This window comes from Carnobacterium sp. CS13 (assembly GCF_016653495.1).
GTDB classification, from domain to species: domain Bacteria; phylum Bacillota; class Bacilli; order Lactobacillales; family Carnobacteriaceae; genus Carnobacterium_A; species Carnobacterium_A antarcticum.
This window is the reverse complement of record NZ_CP067364.1, coordinates 1,743,842-1,759,210: the sequence shown is the minus strand read 5'-3', so window position 1 is coordinate 1,759,210 and position 15,369 is coordinate 1,743,842. Positions and strand designations below refer to the sequence as shown.

Here is a 15,369-nt window from a genome sequence, read left to right as displayed (position 1 = left end):
AAGTGAAGAGGTGCATGATGAAAAAAAGAATAGTCGTATTAAGCACAGCTAGTCTCTTGCTGTTGGTCTTTTTTATGACAATACATAATTATTATAGCAAGGAAAGTACCATTGATCGTTTTTTTGAAGCGATTGAAAATGAAGATAGTAAAACGCTGCATGGATTGATTCAATCTGATACAGATAAACTAAAAGTAACTGAAGATAGTGTTGAACCTTTTTTACGGTATTTTCACAAACACAATGATCAACGAAATAAATTAAAAGAGCAATTATTAGCGGATAGCAAAGAAAACAGGAAAACAAAAGATGATTTGATCGTGATGGAACCTAGCAATAAAAAATGGGTCTTCTTTACAACTTATCAATTTGAAGTGAAATCACATTATATTACATTAGAAACAGACGGAAAACTTCAAGATGCCGTGATTACAGCAGGCAAAAAAAAACTGGCAGCTAACGAAAACGGTGAGTATGGTCCTTTAGTAATCGGAGAGCATCCATTAACAATTGCGTTCGAAGATCCATTTGGCAATACCATTGAAGTAGAAAAAATGCTTGATCTGATTAAGGGTACTGAAACTGTTGCTATTGATCAGCTGGAAGAAACTTTAAAAAATAAAACGTTTCAAGATAAAGTAGCAGCAGGAGCGGCGCACTATTATCAAACGTATGGCGAAGCTTTGACCAATAATTTAGATGTAGAAAAGATTCAAAACAGTACGAGCGAACACAAAAAAGAATTAGCCTATTTATTTGAATATGTAAAAACAATTACGAAGAATTACGATTATACTTTTTATGGGCTAGTGCTGAACGCAGCTTCATTGAATCTGACCAATACCAATGAAGGCTGGAAAATCATCGTTGACGGTGTCGTTGATCAAGAGAGTTCGATTCAATTATCGGATGCAGATTATTTTGCGTTGCAGCCGGCTGAGAAAAGTTCTGATTCAGTTATATTGACATTAATGTATGATGATCAGAAGAAAAGCTGGTTAGTAGAAAAAGAAAATTATGAAACATATGAAAAAGATGCCGCTAAATGGACAAATAAAATTGAAAAAGTGATTGAAACTCCAACGACTTACAAGTGGAGAAAAGGCGATATTGATTCTGTGGGTATACCCATTTAGTGGAATGTATCCATAATCAGTCTTTATCTCTAACAAGAGAGCAAGACGAGTTCAGTACTGAATAAAAAAATATACAAGACGCCTCCCGATAAACGACAAAAAATAAATCAGCTCTCATTTATCAATTGAATGGAGGTGGTTTATTTTTTTGTTTAGGAATAAGTATACGGCGACAAAAAAGTTAAATCTTTGACCGCATTTTAGAAAAGAATTATAGTGACAGTGAATTAAGAAAACTTGAAAGGGGAAGATAAAATGATATCTGCAAGAGTTTCGCTTGTCACGATCGTCACACAGGACTTGCCTAAATTAAGACTGTTTTACCAAGGTTTGGGATGGGAAGAATCAAAAATAAGTTCAGATACGTATGCTGTCTTTAAAACAGCTGGTGTTATCCTGACACTTTTTCCAGTAGCAGAAATGGCTGCAGAAATGCAAGTTGAATTGGTTTCAGATGACCATTACTCTGCTGGAGTTACATTGGCGGTGAATGTTGACCAGAAAGAAGAGGTAGATAAAGCGGTTGAAATTGTCCGTAATGCTGGCGGAACTATTTTAAGAGAACCAAGTGATGCTTTTTGGGGCGGCAGAACAGCTTATTTTGCTGATCCGGAAAAGAACTTATGGGAAGTGGCTTGGAATCCTGCAGCCGTTTTTGACGAACGAGGTGCGATGTTGGAATTTTAATTAAACTTAAGAGTTGAGAGGAGTTTTAAGATGGAAACCAGTATGCATTATGGAAAAGATTACAAAACGATTCCGGCAACATCCGTGAAAAGCGGAGAGGGCGTAGAGGTGGTTCCAGATGTCTACTGTTATACCGTTCAAATCGTGAATCTTTGTTTTATTGGCGATTCAGCAACGAATGAATTTGTTATAGTGGATACTGGGACACCCAACCGATCTAAAGAAATTATTGCAGCCGCAGAAGAACGCTTTGGTCCGGATTGTCGTCCAAAAGCGATTATTTTGACTCATGGTCACTTTGATCATGTTGGGTCAGTCATTGAGCTGATCAATCACTGGCACATTCCCGCATATGCTCATCCTCTGGAAATGCCTTATTTGACCGGTCAAAAAAATTACCCGGAGCCGGATTACACAGTTGAAGGCGGCTTGGTCGCTAAGATGTCTCCTATCTTTCCAACAGATGCCATCGACTTAGACGGGCATGTTAAGCTGTTACCGGAAGATGGAAGCGTTCCATACCCTTCTGCATTCAAATGGATCCATGTACCCGGACACGCTCCTGGACAAGTAGCGCTCTTTAGAGAAAAAGACCGGCTCTTGTTAGCAGCAGATGCTTTTGTGACCGTCAAACAGGAAGATTTGTACAAAGTAATCACCCAGAAGCAAGAAATCAGCGGTCCGCCAAGGTACTTGACGACCGACTGGAAAGCTGCCAAAAACTCTATTATCAAGCTGGCAGAGCTGAAACCTAACATCGCTATTACTGGTCATGGGAAACCAATGACGGGGGACCAATTATCTGAAAGTTTAGACCGGCTTGTCCGAGATTTTGATGAGATCGCTGTACCAAAACATGGAAGATACGTATCTGAAAGAAATGAAATGTAAAAGAAAAGAGTGTTTTGTTAAAAAGCAGCAGGCTGTATAAAAAGAACCTTCACACAAAAAAAGTGCGAAGGTTCTTTGGATTGGTATAGAAAAGCCTTCCTTTTTCTTGAAGCTTATTCTTCTTCAGTGGTCTCTTCTTTTTTTAGTTTTTTTAATTTTTCAGGGTCTTTAAATGGCTTGAAATCTTCCGGATGAGCATCTTCTTTTGGTTCTTTATCCAACTGTTCTTCTGGTAATTCATCTAGCTTTTCGTCTTCTTTAAAGGCTTTTAATGCTGCTGCTTCGATTAAACTCTTTTCTTTGCCGCTTCCTGCTCCTTGGTTATCCATAGTATAAGCACCTCACTTTTTCTTTTAGTATAACATGATTTGAATTAAAACGCTTTCTTGAAGAAACTATGGTAAAATAAAAGAAAGCTATTCATCAAAATTCAAGGAACAACGAATGAATGAGTATTTGGAGGAATTTTTATGTCAGGATGGAGTATTTTTGGAACAATCATTGGATTGCTCCTTGCACTAGTTATTTATCTTATAGTTCAAAACAAATGGATGCAAGTGAAACATTTTCGGATCAAATTGCCGTATTCAGGGAAAAGTTTGACCGGCAAAAAAATTGTGCACTTATCTGATTTGCATATACCGAGACACGGAGTATCATTGGCTCGGTTAGTGAAAAAAGTAGCGGCAGAAAAACCGGACTTAATTGTGCTGACCGGTGATTTGGTAGATGTACGGTATGATTTGCCCAAAGTTGAGTTGCGCTCTCTTGCACAATCATTAGTAGCGATCGCTCCTGTTTATGCGGTTACTGGAAACCACGATTTTGGAAGCGGCCGGTTACAAGAATGGGAAGATATTCTAACGTCATCTGGCGTTCGAGTGTTGATCGATGAAGCCGAATGGATCGAATTCGATCATGATGGCTTCGTTTTGATGGGATTATCTGAAAAAGAAAATTTTGAGACAGCTCCTAAACCGATTCTTAGAGGAGTCACGCTGACGGAAGGAATGCAAATGAAACCAAAAGTTTTATTAGCGCATCATCCTGAATTTTTTGAAGAGTATCTAATGGATTTAACGCGTGCTCCAGACTTGATTTTGAGCGGCCATGCCCATGGAGGGCAATTTCGCTTGCCGTTTATTGGCGGACTTTTTTCGCCCGGACAAGGAAAATTTCCTGTGTATACGGATGGCGTTTACTTTGATCCCGAATTGCCAAGCAAACGAATGATCGTCAGTCGCGGCATCGGCAATTCCACGTTTCCTTTCCGTTTCAATAATCGACCGGAAATCGTAGTGGTTACATTGATCTAACAGTTTCATTTAGTTAAAAAAATCTTAGCAGAAGCACATCAGACCTCATAAGGGTTTGATGTTTTTTTGTTATAAAACGATTATGTGTAAGTGTTTTCTTTTGAGTTTTGCAAAGGTCTTCGTTAAACTAAAGTTAACACAACTAGGAGCGTGATAACTATGGTAGAAAGTTTATTAGACAGAATGCCGTTAAACAATGGATACACCATACCAGGTCTTGGTTTAGGAACGAGTGGAATGACCGGGCGAGAAGCCGAAGATGCGGTTTTTTCAGCTATTATGAAAGGGTATCGCTTAATTGACACCGCTTCTCATTACGACAACGAAGAAGATGTCGGAAGAGGAATCAACCGTGCAGTCAGTTCTGGTATCCCGCGAGACGAAATATTTGTTATCACCAAGGTTTGGAAAACGGATATGGGTCTGGAGCAAGCGACAGCCTCTTTCGAAGCGAGCTTAGAACGTTTAAATCTTGCTTATGTAGATTTGTTCTTGATTCACTGGCCTGATAAAGACGATGAAGTAAACCTAGCTACATGGCGTGCTTTGGAAGAAATTTATGAATCCGGTCGTGCACAAGCGATTGGGGTTTCCAACTTTAAACGCGGCGATTTGATTCCGCTGCTCAAAGAAGCTAAAGTCAGACCAGCAGTGAACCAATACGAAATTTACCCTGGCCATAGCGAACAAGATACCAATGATTATTGTGACAGCGAAAATATCGTCTCAATGGGATATAGTCCCATTAAAAGAGGGAAAATCAGTAAAGAAAACAAACTGATGACTTTAGCTAAAAAGCACAATAAAACGCCTGAACAAATTGCTTTGCGGTGGAGTATCCAACGGGCGGTCATACCGATCCCTAAATCAAGCGATAAAGAACACATCGCGCAAAATGCTGATGTCTTTGATTTCTTCTTGTCGGATGAAGACATGAATTTATTGAACAATTTAGATGCAAATCCGAAAGAAAAAAATCGTTTAAGAGACAACATGCCGGGAACAATCGAGCATCGAAATAAAGGCCACCGAAAATCTTAATGAAACAATTGACCAACTGTCTATTTTTAGTTGGTCTTTTTTTGGGGTAAAAGCGAGAAGGCAGAGATAAAAGTACGTATATTATTTAAATTTCAACATTTGGCTATCCATATGCAATTGTTGAAATGAAAAATTGATGAGAAAGTGGTATTCTCTTATTAATAACAAGCGAGGAGTGATGCCATGCAAAACATGCAACAAAGTTTATACTTGAACCACTGCTTATTTTTGGGTGCTCGGTACTATTTGTCGTCATTAAGCAATTTCTTGGCTTCTGATAAGCAGCTTGTAGCAAGGTATCGCTAATAGGAACAGGGGATAAAAAAGGTTTTCGAATAAACTTTAGAACTTAAATCAAAATGTAAGGCGTACATGTAAGGACAGCGAACTCTCCGTAACAATCAGATTCGCAGAACACCGCTTAGTTTGGCAAGTTTCTATTTCTGCTGCTGATTGCTAGTTGTCTTTCGGTACTTAAATAAACTATAAGGAAACAAAAACCACGTTGTACCTTCCTTCTCATCTAGGTTATTGATCGCCAAACTAACAATAGATGAATAAGCTATTCCTCGCATCAAAAAAAACTCAATACTATAGGCCCTCTACAAGCCGACTGGACACTCCCATGCCAGCGGCTTTTTTGTGAGGTATAAAAAAAGATGTGTAAGCGTTTTATATAACGTAGCGTTTTTTATCAGTAATGGTATACTAAGAGAAAGGTAGTTGATTGAACGAAGAGCAGGAGAGGGAGAGAACTCATGATAAATAACTTATTGGATACTTCCAGTGCTAGAAGGCTGCAGTTATTAGAAGTATTAGTGGCTGAGGATGAATGGTGGACGATCGAAGAGCTTTCTTATAAACTGAGGTGTTCTGTCGGAACGATCAGAGCTGATATTCAATACTACAACAGTCTATTAAGTGGCGATGCATTTATCGAAACGTCTAAACAACATGGAATCAAACTTACCACGGTAGATTCGTTTCAAATGGAAAGTGTTTACCGCAAAGTAATGGAAGGATGTCTAAATTTTCAAATCATCGATAAGCTATTTGAACTGGACATTCCCAGTATAGAAGATCTTGCGGAATTGCTGTATACAAGTGCTTCTTCGATCATTAGAAGTTTAAAACAAATCAACGTTTTTTTAGGAGCATATGATCTCGCAATTCAGTCTAAACCTGTGAAAATCATAGGGACTGAAAAACAAATTCGATATTTTTTTAGTATTTTTCTTTGGGATTATTATTCTGCTTCTTTTGATGAATTTCATCACCACTTGTTAGATACCGCCCAAACTTACATCGAGTTACTGCCCAAAAATGTTAACACTCCTAATTTCTCCGAAATTGCTCAAGGTAAAGTCGCTTTATGGCTCGTTATCTGTTTAGAAAGAATTGAGCAAGGTTACTTTATAGACCATGAATACGAGATATTTCCTTTTAAAGTATCAAAAAAAGAACCGTTATTTGATTTGTTGCAAAAAGACCTTTCTTTTACTATTCCTTTGGAAGACCAAAACTTTATGACCTATCTTTATCAGAATAAAGATGGTCCGCTAGACAAAACTTATCTAGCTGGAAATTTAAGAGTAGTTGGTCTATCCCAGGAAATCTTAGCTTTTATTGAAGCACTCAAAAAACAAACAGGTTATACTTTAGAAAATCAGTCTTGTTTTATTACCAATTTGATCCGCCATTATTTTTATAGAAGTTTATTTAAAGGGCCAGGACATATTTTAATTGATCGAGTTGAAAGAAACGGTAAAGCCTTAGAAAGAAATTTTGATAAATTTACAAAAGCAGTTCGAGAAACTTTAGCAGCTAGCCCATCTAACAACTGGGTGGAAAAAATGCGTGAAAATGAAAACGACTTAATCTTTACACTGATCACTTTTTGGACAGGATTGACGCAGCAAGTTGCACAAGAAAAAGAAAAAGTACAAGTCGTTGTGGTTTCTCAATACGGCTTGCAGCACGAATTGTTTTTGGCCGATATGCTGAGAATCCGCTTTTCTTTAGAATTAAAGTGCTATACCCTTTCAGAACAAAAACATTTAGGCGAAAATATTCAACTTATGCTGACAGATTGTCAAATTGAATTGATGAAACAATGGGTGGATCCTGCGGTAAAAGTTTTAAGCATCGAATCTATTCCTAGTAACCGAAATTGGAAAAAAATTCGACAAGTGATCAACGAAATTCAACAAAATGGGTTTAAATCCGCTCAATCACCAAATTTATCCTTAAAGAATAACTAATTTTTCAAAATAAAGACTCTTTCTTTTCAGGCTTGCAAAAGTTTGTTATGATAGAGATGAAAAAAGCGGTTTCTATCTTTTGTAAACAGAGGATAAGAGCGGCAGTTTTTAAAAACCTATAGATGATGAATCTAGGCGGAGGGATTAGTATGGTATTACGTTTAGGAATTATTGGAACAAACTGGATTACCAATCAATTTGTGGATGCAGCAGTTGAAACAGGTGAGTATGAAATGGTAGGAGTCTATTCACGAACAGTGGATAAAGCTAAGTCATTTGGAGAACCATATGGCGCGACTGTTTTTGAAACAGATTTGGAAACCTACGCTCAACATCCTGAATTAGATGTGATCTACGTAGCTTCACCGAATAGCCTACACTTTGAACAAGCATTGACCTTAATGAAAGCCGGCAAACACGTCATCGTTGAAAAGCCGATGTTTTCGAATCCGAAAGAATGGGAAACAGCAGTGAAAACCGCTAAAGACAACAATGTGTTTTTATTTGAAGCTGCCCGTCATATTCATGAAGAAAACTTTAATATTGTAAAAGAAGAAATAAAAAATATTGAAAACTTACAAGGCGCTAACTTTACGTATATGAAATATTCTTCGCGTTACAGCCAAGTATTAGCAGGCCACGAGCCGAATATCTTCTCTTTGAAGTTTTCTGGCGGAGCATTATCTGATTTAGGCGTTTACCCTATTTACGCCGCGCTTTCATGGTTTGGCGTACCCAAATCAAGTCACTACTTCTGCACAAAAATTGCTACTGGAGTGGATGGTAAAGGAACGGTCATCTTACGTTACGATACCTTCGATGTGACGATCAATACAGGGAAAATCGCTAATTCGTATTTGCCTTCTGAAATCTACGGGTTAAACAAGACCCTTTCCATGGATAGCGTCAGCGGGATAACGACCGTTGAAATCATTGACCGCAAAACAGATCTAAAAGAAAACATTGCACAAACTAGTGTTGCTAATCCAATGATCGAAGAAGTCCAAGCTTTTGCTCATGTGTTGAATCATCCAACAGATGAAGAAGCACTAAAAAATTATCAAGAATGGCAAGAACTAAGCGGACAAGTAAACCAAGTTTTAATGGATTTACGTAAAGATGCCGACATTGTATTTGAAGCCGATAATCGTTAAAGATTCGCTAAAAAAAGTAAGGCAAAAATGATTTCGTCATTTTTGCCTTACTTTTTTGATTGGAACAGCTTTTTTGGGTCGATAGTGGACGGGTTACAGTGTTAGTGTTAAATAGAGCCTACCTATCTAACAACTAAGCCGAGAAACACTTACTGATTAGCCATTAAAATGAGCTTTCATAATAAAGTAGGTTATTGTTTGATCGGCAAATTTTCGACTCCGAAAATTTCACTGCCTATAGATGAATAGAAAAGCGACAGGGACTGCACATAGTACCTAGTATGATAGGAAAAATAACTATTACTATAAGGATTAGGAAAAAAAGGAATCCTCTCTTTTTATTCCCTTTACTGAAAATAGTTTAACGCTAACAACTTTTTCAAGAACCTTTAGATTTAAGTCTTTTTTTGGTATGATAGTCAATGTCGAGATGATTATTAGAGGCACGAAGAAACGAGGAACGCATAAATGAATGACAAAATAGCACCTGCATTACAACAGTATTGGAAAGAATTGGACTACACGACACCATCTGCCATTCAAAATAAAGTATATGAACCTATGAAAGCTGGAAAAGACGTCGTTGGGATTTCACCAACTGGAACAGGGAAAACAGTAGCCTATACGTTGCCAGCTTTAGAACAAGTGGAGCCAAAAGGCGGCGTACAAGTTCTCATTTTAGCTCCTTCACAAGAATTAGCTGTGCAAGTTGCAGCTGTTGTTCAAGAATGGAGCAAGCAACTGGGGCTATCTGTCCAAACATTGATTGGCGGAGCGAATAAAGTTCGCCAAATTGAAAAATTAAAAGAAAAACCGGAAGTCATCGTTGGTACACCGGGTCGAATTCTTGAAATTGCAGAAACCAAAAAATTAAAACTGCATCAAGTCAAGACGGTCATTCTAGATGAAGCGGATCAATTGCTGCAACAAGATCAATTGAGTACTGTCCGCAACGTAATTGGAAAATTACCGGGAGAACGACAAATGGCTTTCTTTTCAGCAACCAGCAACGAATTGATGGAAGATTTGCCTAAATGGTTTAATGTTGACCCAGAGTGGATCGATGCTACCGAAGAAGATGAATCTAAAGGCGAAGTGCTGCATGCATATATTGAAACACCGACCCGTAAGCGAGTGGAGATTTTGCGCCGCTTAACACATATGGAAGGATTCAGCGGGCTGGTATTCGTAAACAACGTAGCTAATTTAACCTTGGCTTTTGAAAAACTACAATACGAAGGAATCTCGGTCACTGTTTTGCATTCTGAAAAATACAAAACAGAACGTCAGCATGCGCTGCAGCAGTTTCGTGATGGCAAAGTTAAATTATTGTTGACGACAGATGTCGCTTCACGCGGATTAGACATTCGCGGGTTGCCTTACGTCATTCAATACGATTTGCCGTTAAATAAAGAAAGTTACATTCACCGTTCTGGACGTACTGCGCGTATGGGACAGCCTGGAACTGTTTTGACCTTAGTGAATGGCCGTGAATTGCGAGAATTCAAAAAAATCATTTCGCCGTTGGAACTGCCGTTAACGCCATTGTATCTTTATGGTGGAGAACTGGTTTTGGAACGTCCGGAAAGTGAAGAAACAGAAGGTACTAGCCCTGATAGTAAAGCAAAAACAAAAGCAAAACCTAAAACAAAAGAGAAATCAAAAACAGAGCCGCTGAAAAAACCAGCAGCCCAATCAGCTGAACCCCTTAAGAAAAAGAAAAAGGGACGTAAAAAAATAGATAAAAATAAAGGCGCTCGTAAAAAGAACAAGCTATAAACAACAAAACTTAGAGATGCTTCATAACTAAACAGCAATAAAAACGGCGGATTTTTTCCGCTATTTTTGAATAAATGAAAGTATCCGTTTTCAACAAGGAGGAGTAGGATGCTGTCTCGTAAAAAAGATATTTTAACGTATATAGAAAACCATTCAGAAAAACTATCGGCTCAGGATATAGCAGATGCACTGGAATTGGATCGTGCAAACGTCAGCCGCTATTTAAACGAATTGTATAAAGAAGACCAAATTGAAAAAATAAAAGGACGTCCGGTGCTGTATCGAAGCAAAGCACACAAACATCCTTTGCCGCTTGAAGGGAAAAACGGCAAAGCTTTTGGACAGTTGATTGGACACGATGCTTCTTTGAAAGTCATGATCCAACAAGCCAAAGCCGCCGTGTTGTATCCGCCGCGAGGGCTGCACACCATCATTTTTGGGAAAACTGGGACTGGGAAATCCTTATTTGCTGAGTGCATGTATCAATTTGCCTTGGAATCGCAAGCTTTATCAGCTGATGCGCCTTTTGTATCGTTTAACTGTGCAGATTACGCTCAAAACCCTCAATTGTTATTTGGTCATATTTTTGGAGTCAAAAAAGGATCGTACACAGGAGCAACGGAAGATCGGGCCGGCTTGATTCATCAAGCAGATGGAGGAATATTGTTTCTCGATGAAATCCATCGTCTGCCGCCGGAAGGGCAAGAAATGTTGTTTACGTTTATCGATAAAGGCGTTTACCGGCCTTTAGGCGAAAGCAATGAAACTCATACCGCTAGTGTCCAAATCATTGGAGCGACGACTGAAAGTTCTGAAGTTTTATTGGCAACCTTTAACCGCCGGATACCGATGACCATCACTTTGCCACCTTTATCCGAGCGAACGATCGAAGAACGCTACGAGTTGGTGGAAACGTTCTTGCAGCAAGAGGCGCAACGCTTGAATCAAAAAATCGTAGCCGAACGCGAAGTGCTGCTAGCTTTCATGCTATATCCGGCAGAAGCCAATATTGGGCAAGTCCAACGCGATTTGAAACTGGTTTGCGCGAAAGCTTTTTTACATTACCGCACACATGAAACCGATCATTTAAGCATTACTCAACAAGATTTGCCGCTAGTCGTTCAAAAAGGGCTGTTGTTAGTCAAGGAAGCACCCGAACGTTTGGAACGATTAGTTGATCGGCATAAAAGCCATTTTACTTATGTCCCAACCAGCCAAAAAACGTCAATTAATCAAGATCCGGTCTCAGATATGAGTGTTTACAATGCGATTGAAGAACGAGTGGACGAAGCCTTAGAAAAAGGAATGTTGGAAGACGTTGACTTAGAAGGCTTTATCCAAAACAATATGACACAATACTTCAGTGAATACGTGGAGCAATTATCATTATCGGAGATTCACCAAGAGTTGATTCCAGCTGACATCCGCACTTTGACCGATATTTTATACGATTTTGCAGCAGAGCGGTTGGAGCGAACCTACCATACCAAATCACGATTCGCCTTTGCATTGCATTTGCAAAGTACGTTTGAACGCATCAAAGAAGGACGTCCGATCGTTCATCCAGATTTAAATGCGGTTCGTAAAAACTATTCTAAAGAATTTCAAGTTGCTATTGATTTATCCGCTATTATTGAAGAACGCCTGGCAATTGAGATTCCTTTTGACGAAATCGGCTTTATTACCATGTTTTTGACATTGGATGTCGAAGAGCCGACACAGCCGCTCACTCAGCAAGTTGGCGTGATGGTCTTGATGCACGGCAAATCAACGGCCAGCAGCATGTTGGAAACGGTGCAAGAGTTGCTGGATACAACAGTGGGTGTGGCTTTAAACATGCCGTTAACCATGAAAGTCAATGAGATGTATGAAAGAGTACGACAAACCATTGCGGCTGATCAAGAAAATTATGAACAAGGACTACTGGTTTTGACTGATATGGGGTCTTTGAACGCCTTTGGAGATATGCTCGCTGAAGAACTAGGTCTAGCCGTTCGGACGCTCTCAATGGTCAGTACGCCGGTTGTGTTGGAAGCCGTTCGAATGGCCAGCGTCGGAAGATCGCTAGAAGACATTTATCAAAGCTGCCAAATGACGATTGGAAACAGCGCTCCTAAAAGCTTGCCTATAGTTCCCGATAAACCTCAAGCGATCATAGTTGCTTGTTTTACCGGAGAAGGGGTCGCCAAAAAATTAGAAAAACGATTAACTTCTATTATCGATTCAGAGACCGCCGAAATTATTCCGCTGCAATTTTTACAGGCTGAAGATTTTAAAAAACGCATCGATCAATTGAGTAAACAATACAGCATTAAAGCCATTATCGGAACGGTGCCCATAGAGCATCAAAACATTCCGTATTTTCCAGCTTATGATGCATTCGATGATGAAAAAATGGATTTAATCAAAAAACACTTAGAAGAAGAACTTCCCGTTGAACAAATAAGCCGATCGTTAACAGGTACGTTAAAACAAGTAGGTTCGGTGAAAGACTTGATTTTGCGTCTGCAAAAGATACTCCAACAATTGGAAATTGAATTGAGCGTGGGAATACCTGCTGGTGTGAAAACCGGAATGGTGTTGCATCTGGCTTTTTTATGCGAAAGCTTAAAAACAAATGCGCATTCGCGTTCGTTTTCTGATTTAGAAGCTTATGCAAACCAACACCGGTTGGAATTGAATACTGTTGAAACTGTGCTGATGCCGTTAGAAAAGCACTATAACATAAACATTCCTAAAGACGAACTGGCTTATATTGTCCAAATGATCGTAGAAAATCAGCTAAAACTAAAATCTTAAACTCAAAAGCAGCTGCCTTGAAAGCAGTTGCTTTTTTGGTTTGTTTACACAGTTAAATGTATTGTGTAAGTTTTTAAGCTAGTGTGTAAATTATTCGGACGAATAGAAAGCGTTAACAGACAACGTTTTCATTTAATTTAAAGTTGGCACGGAACTTGCATTATATAAAGTGTAGCAACAAATAAATTAGATGGAGTGATTATAATGGCAGACAAAACAATTATGTTAGTATGTTCAGCAGGTATGAGTACGAGTTTATTGGTAACAAAAATGATGAAAGCAGCCGAAGCAAGAGGCTTAGATGCAGATATCTTCGCCGTTTCAGCAGCGGAAGCCGATCATAACCTAGGTTCAAAAGACATTGATGTCTTATTATTAGGACCGCAAGTTCGTTTCATGAAATCTCAATTCGAGAAAAAATTAGCAGGTAAAGATATTCCATTAGAAGTCATCAATATGCAAGACTACGGTATGATGAACGGCGAAAACGTGTTAAACCAAGCTTTAACACTCATTAAATAATCAAACAATTGTTAGAAAGGAAGTTTTAAAGTGGGAGAGCAAGACAACTTACAAGCCATCATGGGTTTGATCATCAATGGTGGAAACGCTAAAAGCGATGCTATGGAAGCGATCCAAGCTGCCAAAACAGGCGACTTTTCTTTAGCAGAACAAAAACTAGAAGAATCAGATAAAGCTTTGGTTGAAGCGCACCATTCGCAAACCTCAATGTTGACACAAGAAGCTTCAGGAGAAGATATGAAAGTGACGCTGTTATTGGTTCATAGCCAAGACCACTTGATGAATGCTATCACATTCCGTGATATGGCTTCTGAAGTGGTTGATGTCTACAAAAAAATGGCTGGTGTAACAGTCGATTAATGGACAGTAAAAAATCTTGAAAAGAGGTCAGTCTCTTTTTAAGATTTTTTTGCGTTTTAAGCACATAAAAAGTTGAATTCATTGACACGGAAAGCGATTTCCTTAACAATTAATAAGAGAAGATATTAAAAGAAGCGAAGGTGAGAGCAGTGCTGAAAAACGGTTTATTCATCATGACGGGAGGGTTTATCGCCCTTATTCTAGGATTGACCAGTTCAGATGACCATCAATTTTTCACGCTCTTAATAGGCATACTTCTTATTGCAATAGGATTTGTCCTTTACAATCGGGCAGAACAAAAAGAAGAATAAAAAATGGCATTTGCCCCCTCAAAGATTTCCAACTTGAAAAAGAAGGAAGTCTTTCTTTGTGCAAACTTATTATTTCCTTTACTTTTTGATAACAAAAAAAACGTATTTCTTTAGTAAACTGTTCCTAAGATCAAATACTGATTACTGAAGGAGCGAACACCGATGCCACTACTATTTTATTATTTGTATTTCTTTAAATTGCAGCCGATCATCGAAATCGATGAAGACGATGAAATAACTGTGGTCTGGGAAAAAGTTGAAAAGTAATCGTCTTTTGATAGAGATTTTGATAAGATGAAGAAGCTTAAGAATAAGGAAAAATGGGGTTTGAATATGCTAGCTGAAATTAAACAACAAAATAACAAAACGGTTGTGGAATTGAACCGAGATTTTCCTTATCCGATTGAAACGGTTTGGCAGATGATAACGGATAATGCTTATTTGGCTAAATGGTTTAACGAGTTGAGGATCGAATCATTGAGCGAAGGCGGAAAAATCGTCTTCGATCTGGGAAACGGTCATTTTGAAGAAATGACGATTACTCAAGTTAAAGTGCCAACTGTTTTGACATTCACTTGGGATAAAGAGTTAGTCAGTTTTCAGTTAAATGAGACTGCAGAGAGTTCAACACACTTAATTTTTAAAGAATTTATCGATACGGTTACTGAACACACACCGCGAGACATTGCCGGTTGGCATGTTTGCTTAGATGTTATTCGAGCTCTTTTAGATGGACAAACAGATGTAACCAATGAAAAGAAACAGTGGGAATCTCTTTATCCCAAATATAAAGAACTATTTCAAATACAGTAATTAAAAAGAGAGTAAGTTTGCCTACAAGACTCATTCCGAGACAAACTATCGTCATAATAGACCGTGTTCGTCCCAAAAGAATAAGTCTTGAATAAATTAGCACCAAAAACGAAAAGAAAAATCAGTTAAAGGTTTAAATCTTTAGAAAACGATTTAAGCCTTTTTTTGTTTGGAAAAGTAAAATAAACAACTGATTCAAGCAGGTTTTTCAAGCCGTTTATAAGCTGTAAAAAATAAAAAAATCGGTCTATAAAATTTCACAAAACTGTCACACACTATTGCTCCATTAAAGTGTAAAC

The 15,369-nt window shown here is 38.5% G+C and carries 14 protein-coding genes; 13 read left to right on the top strand and 1 reads right to left on the bottom strand.

Features of this window, described 5'->3' with window-relative positions:
* Window positions 1–17 precede the first annotated feature (17 nt).
* The 3 genes from JHE06_RS08370 to JHE06_RS08360 all read left to right on the top strand — a co-directional run bounded on the left by JHE06_RS08370 (window position 18) and on the right by JHE06_RS08360 (window position 2,714).
* Window positions 18–1,136, top strand: a complete 1,119-nt coding sequence (locus JHE06_RS08370; RefSeq protein WP_058918910.1) for a TcaA second domain-containing protein — start codon at window positions 18–20, stop codon at window positions 1,134–1,136.
* Between the two features lie 255 nt (window positions 1,137–1,391).
* Window positions 1,392–1,823, top strand: coding sequence for a VOC family protein (locus JHE06_RS08365; RefSeq protein ID WP_201088508.1), 432 nt, complete (start codon window positions 1,392–1,394; stop codon window positions 1,821–1,823).
* 30 nt (window positions 1,824–1,853) lie between these two features.
* Window positions 1,854–2,714: an MBL fold metallo-hydrolase gene (locus JHE06_RS08360; RefSeq protein WP_201088507.1), complete on the top strand. Its 861-nt coding sequence runs from the start codon at window positions 1,854–1,856 to the stop codon at window positions 2,712–2,714.
* A gap of 113 nt (window positions 2,715–2,827) precedes the next feature.
* Here JHE06_RS08360 and JHE06_RS08355 read toward each other — a convergent pair whose 3' ends face one another.
* The gene (locus tag JHE06_RS08355; protein WP_058918907.1) at window positions 2,828–3,043 is read right to left on the bottom strand and encodes a hypothetical protein; all 216 of its coding nucleotides are present in this window, start codon (window positions 3,041–3,043) and stop codon (window positions 2,828–2,830) included.
* Between the two features lie 141 nt (window positions 3,044–3,184).
* Between JHE06_RS08355 and JHE06_RS08350 the strand changes: the two genes are divergently transcribed.
* The 10 genes from JHE06_RS08350 to JHE06_RS08305 all read left to right on the top strand — a co-directional run bounded on the left by JHE06_RS08350 (window position 3,185) and on the right by JHE06_RS08305 (window position 15,070).
* Window positions 3,185–4,030: a metallophosphoesterase gene (locus JHE06_RS08350; protein WP_201088506.1), complete on the top strand. Its 846-nt coding sequence runs from the start codon at window positions 3,185–3,187 to the stop codon at window positions 4,028–4,030.
* 159 nt (window positions 4,031–4,189) lie between these two features.
* Window positions 4,190–5,071 carry an aldo/keto reductase gene (locus JHE06_RS08345; protein ID WP_201088505.1) on the top strand — a complete coding sequence of 294 codons (882 nt, stop codon included), beginning with the start codon at window positions 4,190–4,192 and terminating at the stop codon, window positions 5,069–5,071.
* A 758-nt stretch (window positions 5,072–5,829) separates the two neighbouring features.
* Entirely contained in the window at window positions 5,830–7,332 is a 1,503-nt protein-coding gene (locus JHE06_RS08340) for a helix-turn-helix domain-containing protein (protein ID WP_201088504.1), read from the top strand.
* Window positions 7,333–7,481: 149 nt separating this feature from the next.
* Window positions 7,482–8,486, top strand: coding sequence for a Gfo/Idh/MocA family protein (locus JHE06_RS08335; RefSeq protein WP_201088503.1), 1,005 nt, complete (start codon window positions 7,482–7,484; stop codon window positions 8,484–8,486).
* Window positions 8,487–8,954: 468 nt separating this feature from the next.
* A complete protein-coding gene (locus tag JHE06_RS08330) occupies window positions 8,955–10,265 on the top strand; it encodes a DEAD/DEAH box helicase (protein ID WP_201088502.1) in 1,311 nt (436 codons plus the stop codon).
* A gap of 108 nt (window positions 10,266–10,373) precedes the next feature.
* Window positions 10,374–13,064, top strand: a complete 2,691-nt coding sequence (locus tag JHE06_RS08325) for a sigma 54-interacting transcriptional regulator (RefSeq protein WP_201088501.1) — start codon at window positions 10,374–10,376, stop codon at window positions 13,062–13,064.
* A gap of 204 nt (window positions 13,065–13,268) precedes the next feature.
* A complete protein-coding gene (locus tag JHE06_RS08320; RefSeq protein ID WP_201088500.1) occupies window positions 13,269–13,586 on the top strand; it encodes a PTS sugar transporter subunit IIB in 318 nt (105 codons plus the stop codon).
* Window positions 13,587–13,646: 60 nt separating this feature from the next.
* The gene (locus JHE06_RS08315) at window positions 13,647–13,946 is read left to right on the top strand and encodes a PTS lactose/cellobiose transporter subunit IIA (RefSeq protein WP_201089990.1); all 300 of its coding nucleotides are present in this window, start codon (window positions 13,647–13,649) and stop codon (window positions 13,944–13,946) included.
* A 149-nt stretch (window positions 13,947–14,095) separates the two neighbouring features.
* Window positions 14,096–14,257: a hypothetical protein gene (locus JHE06_RS08310; RefSeq protein WP_201088499.1), complete on the top strand. Its 162-nt coding sequence runs from the start codon at window positions 14,096–14,098 to the stop codon at window positions 14,255–14,257.
* Between the two features lie 333 nt (window positions 14,258–14,590).
* The gene (locus JHE06_RS08305) at window positions 14,591–15,070 is read left to right on the top strand and encodes an SRPBCC family protein (RefSeq protein ID WP_201088498.1); all 480 of its coding nucleotides are present in this window, start codon (window positions 14,591–14,593) and stop codon (window positions 15,068–15,070) included.
* Window positions 15,071–15,369: the final 299 nt, after the last annotated feature.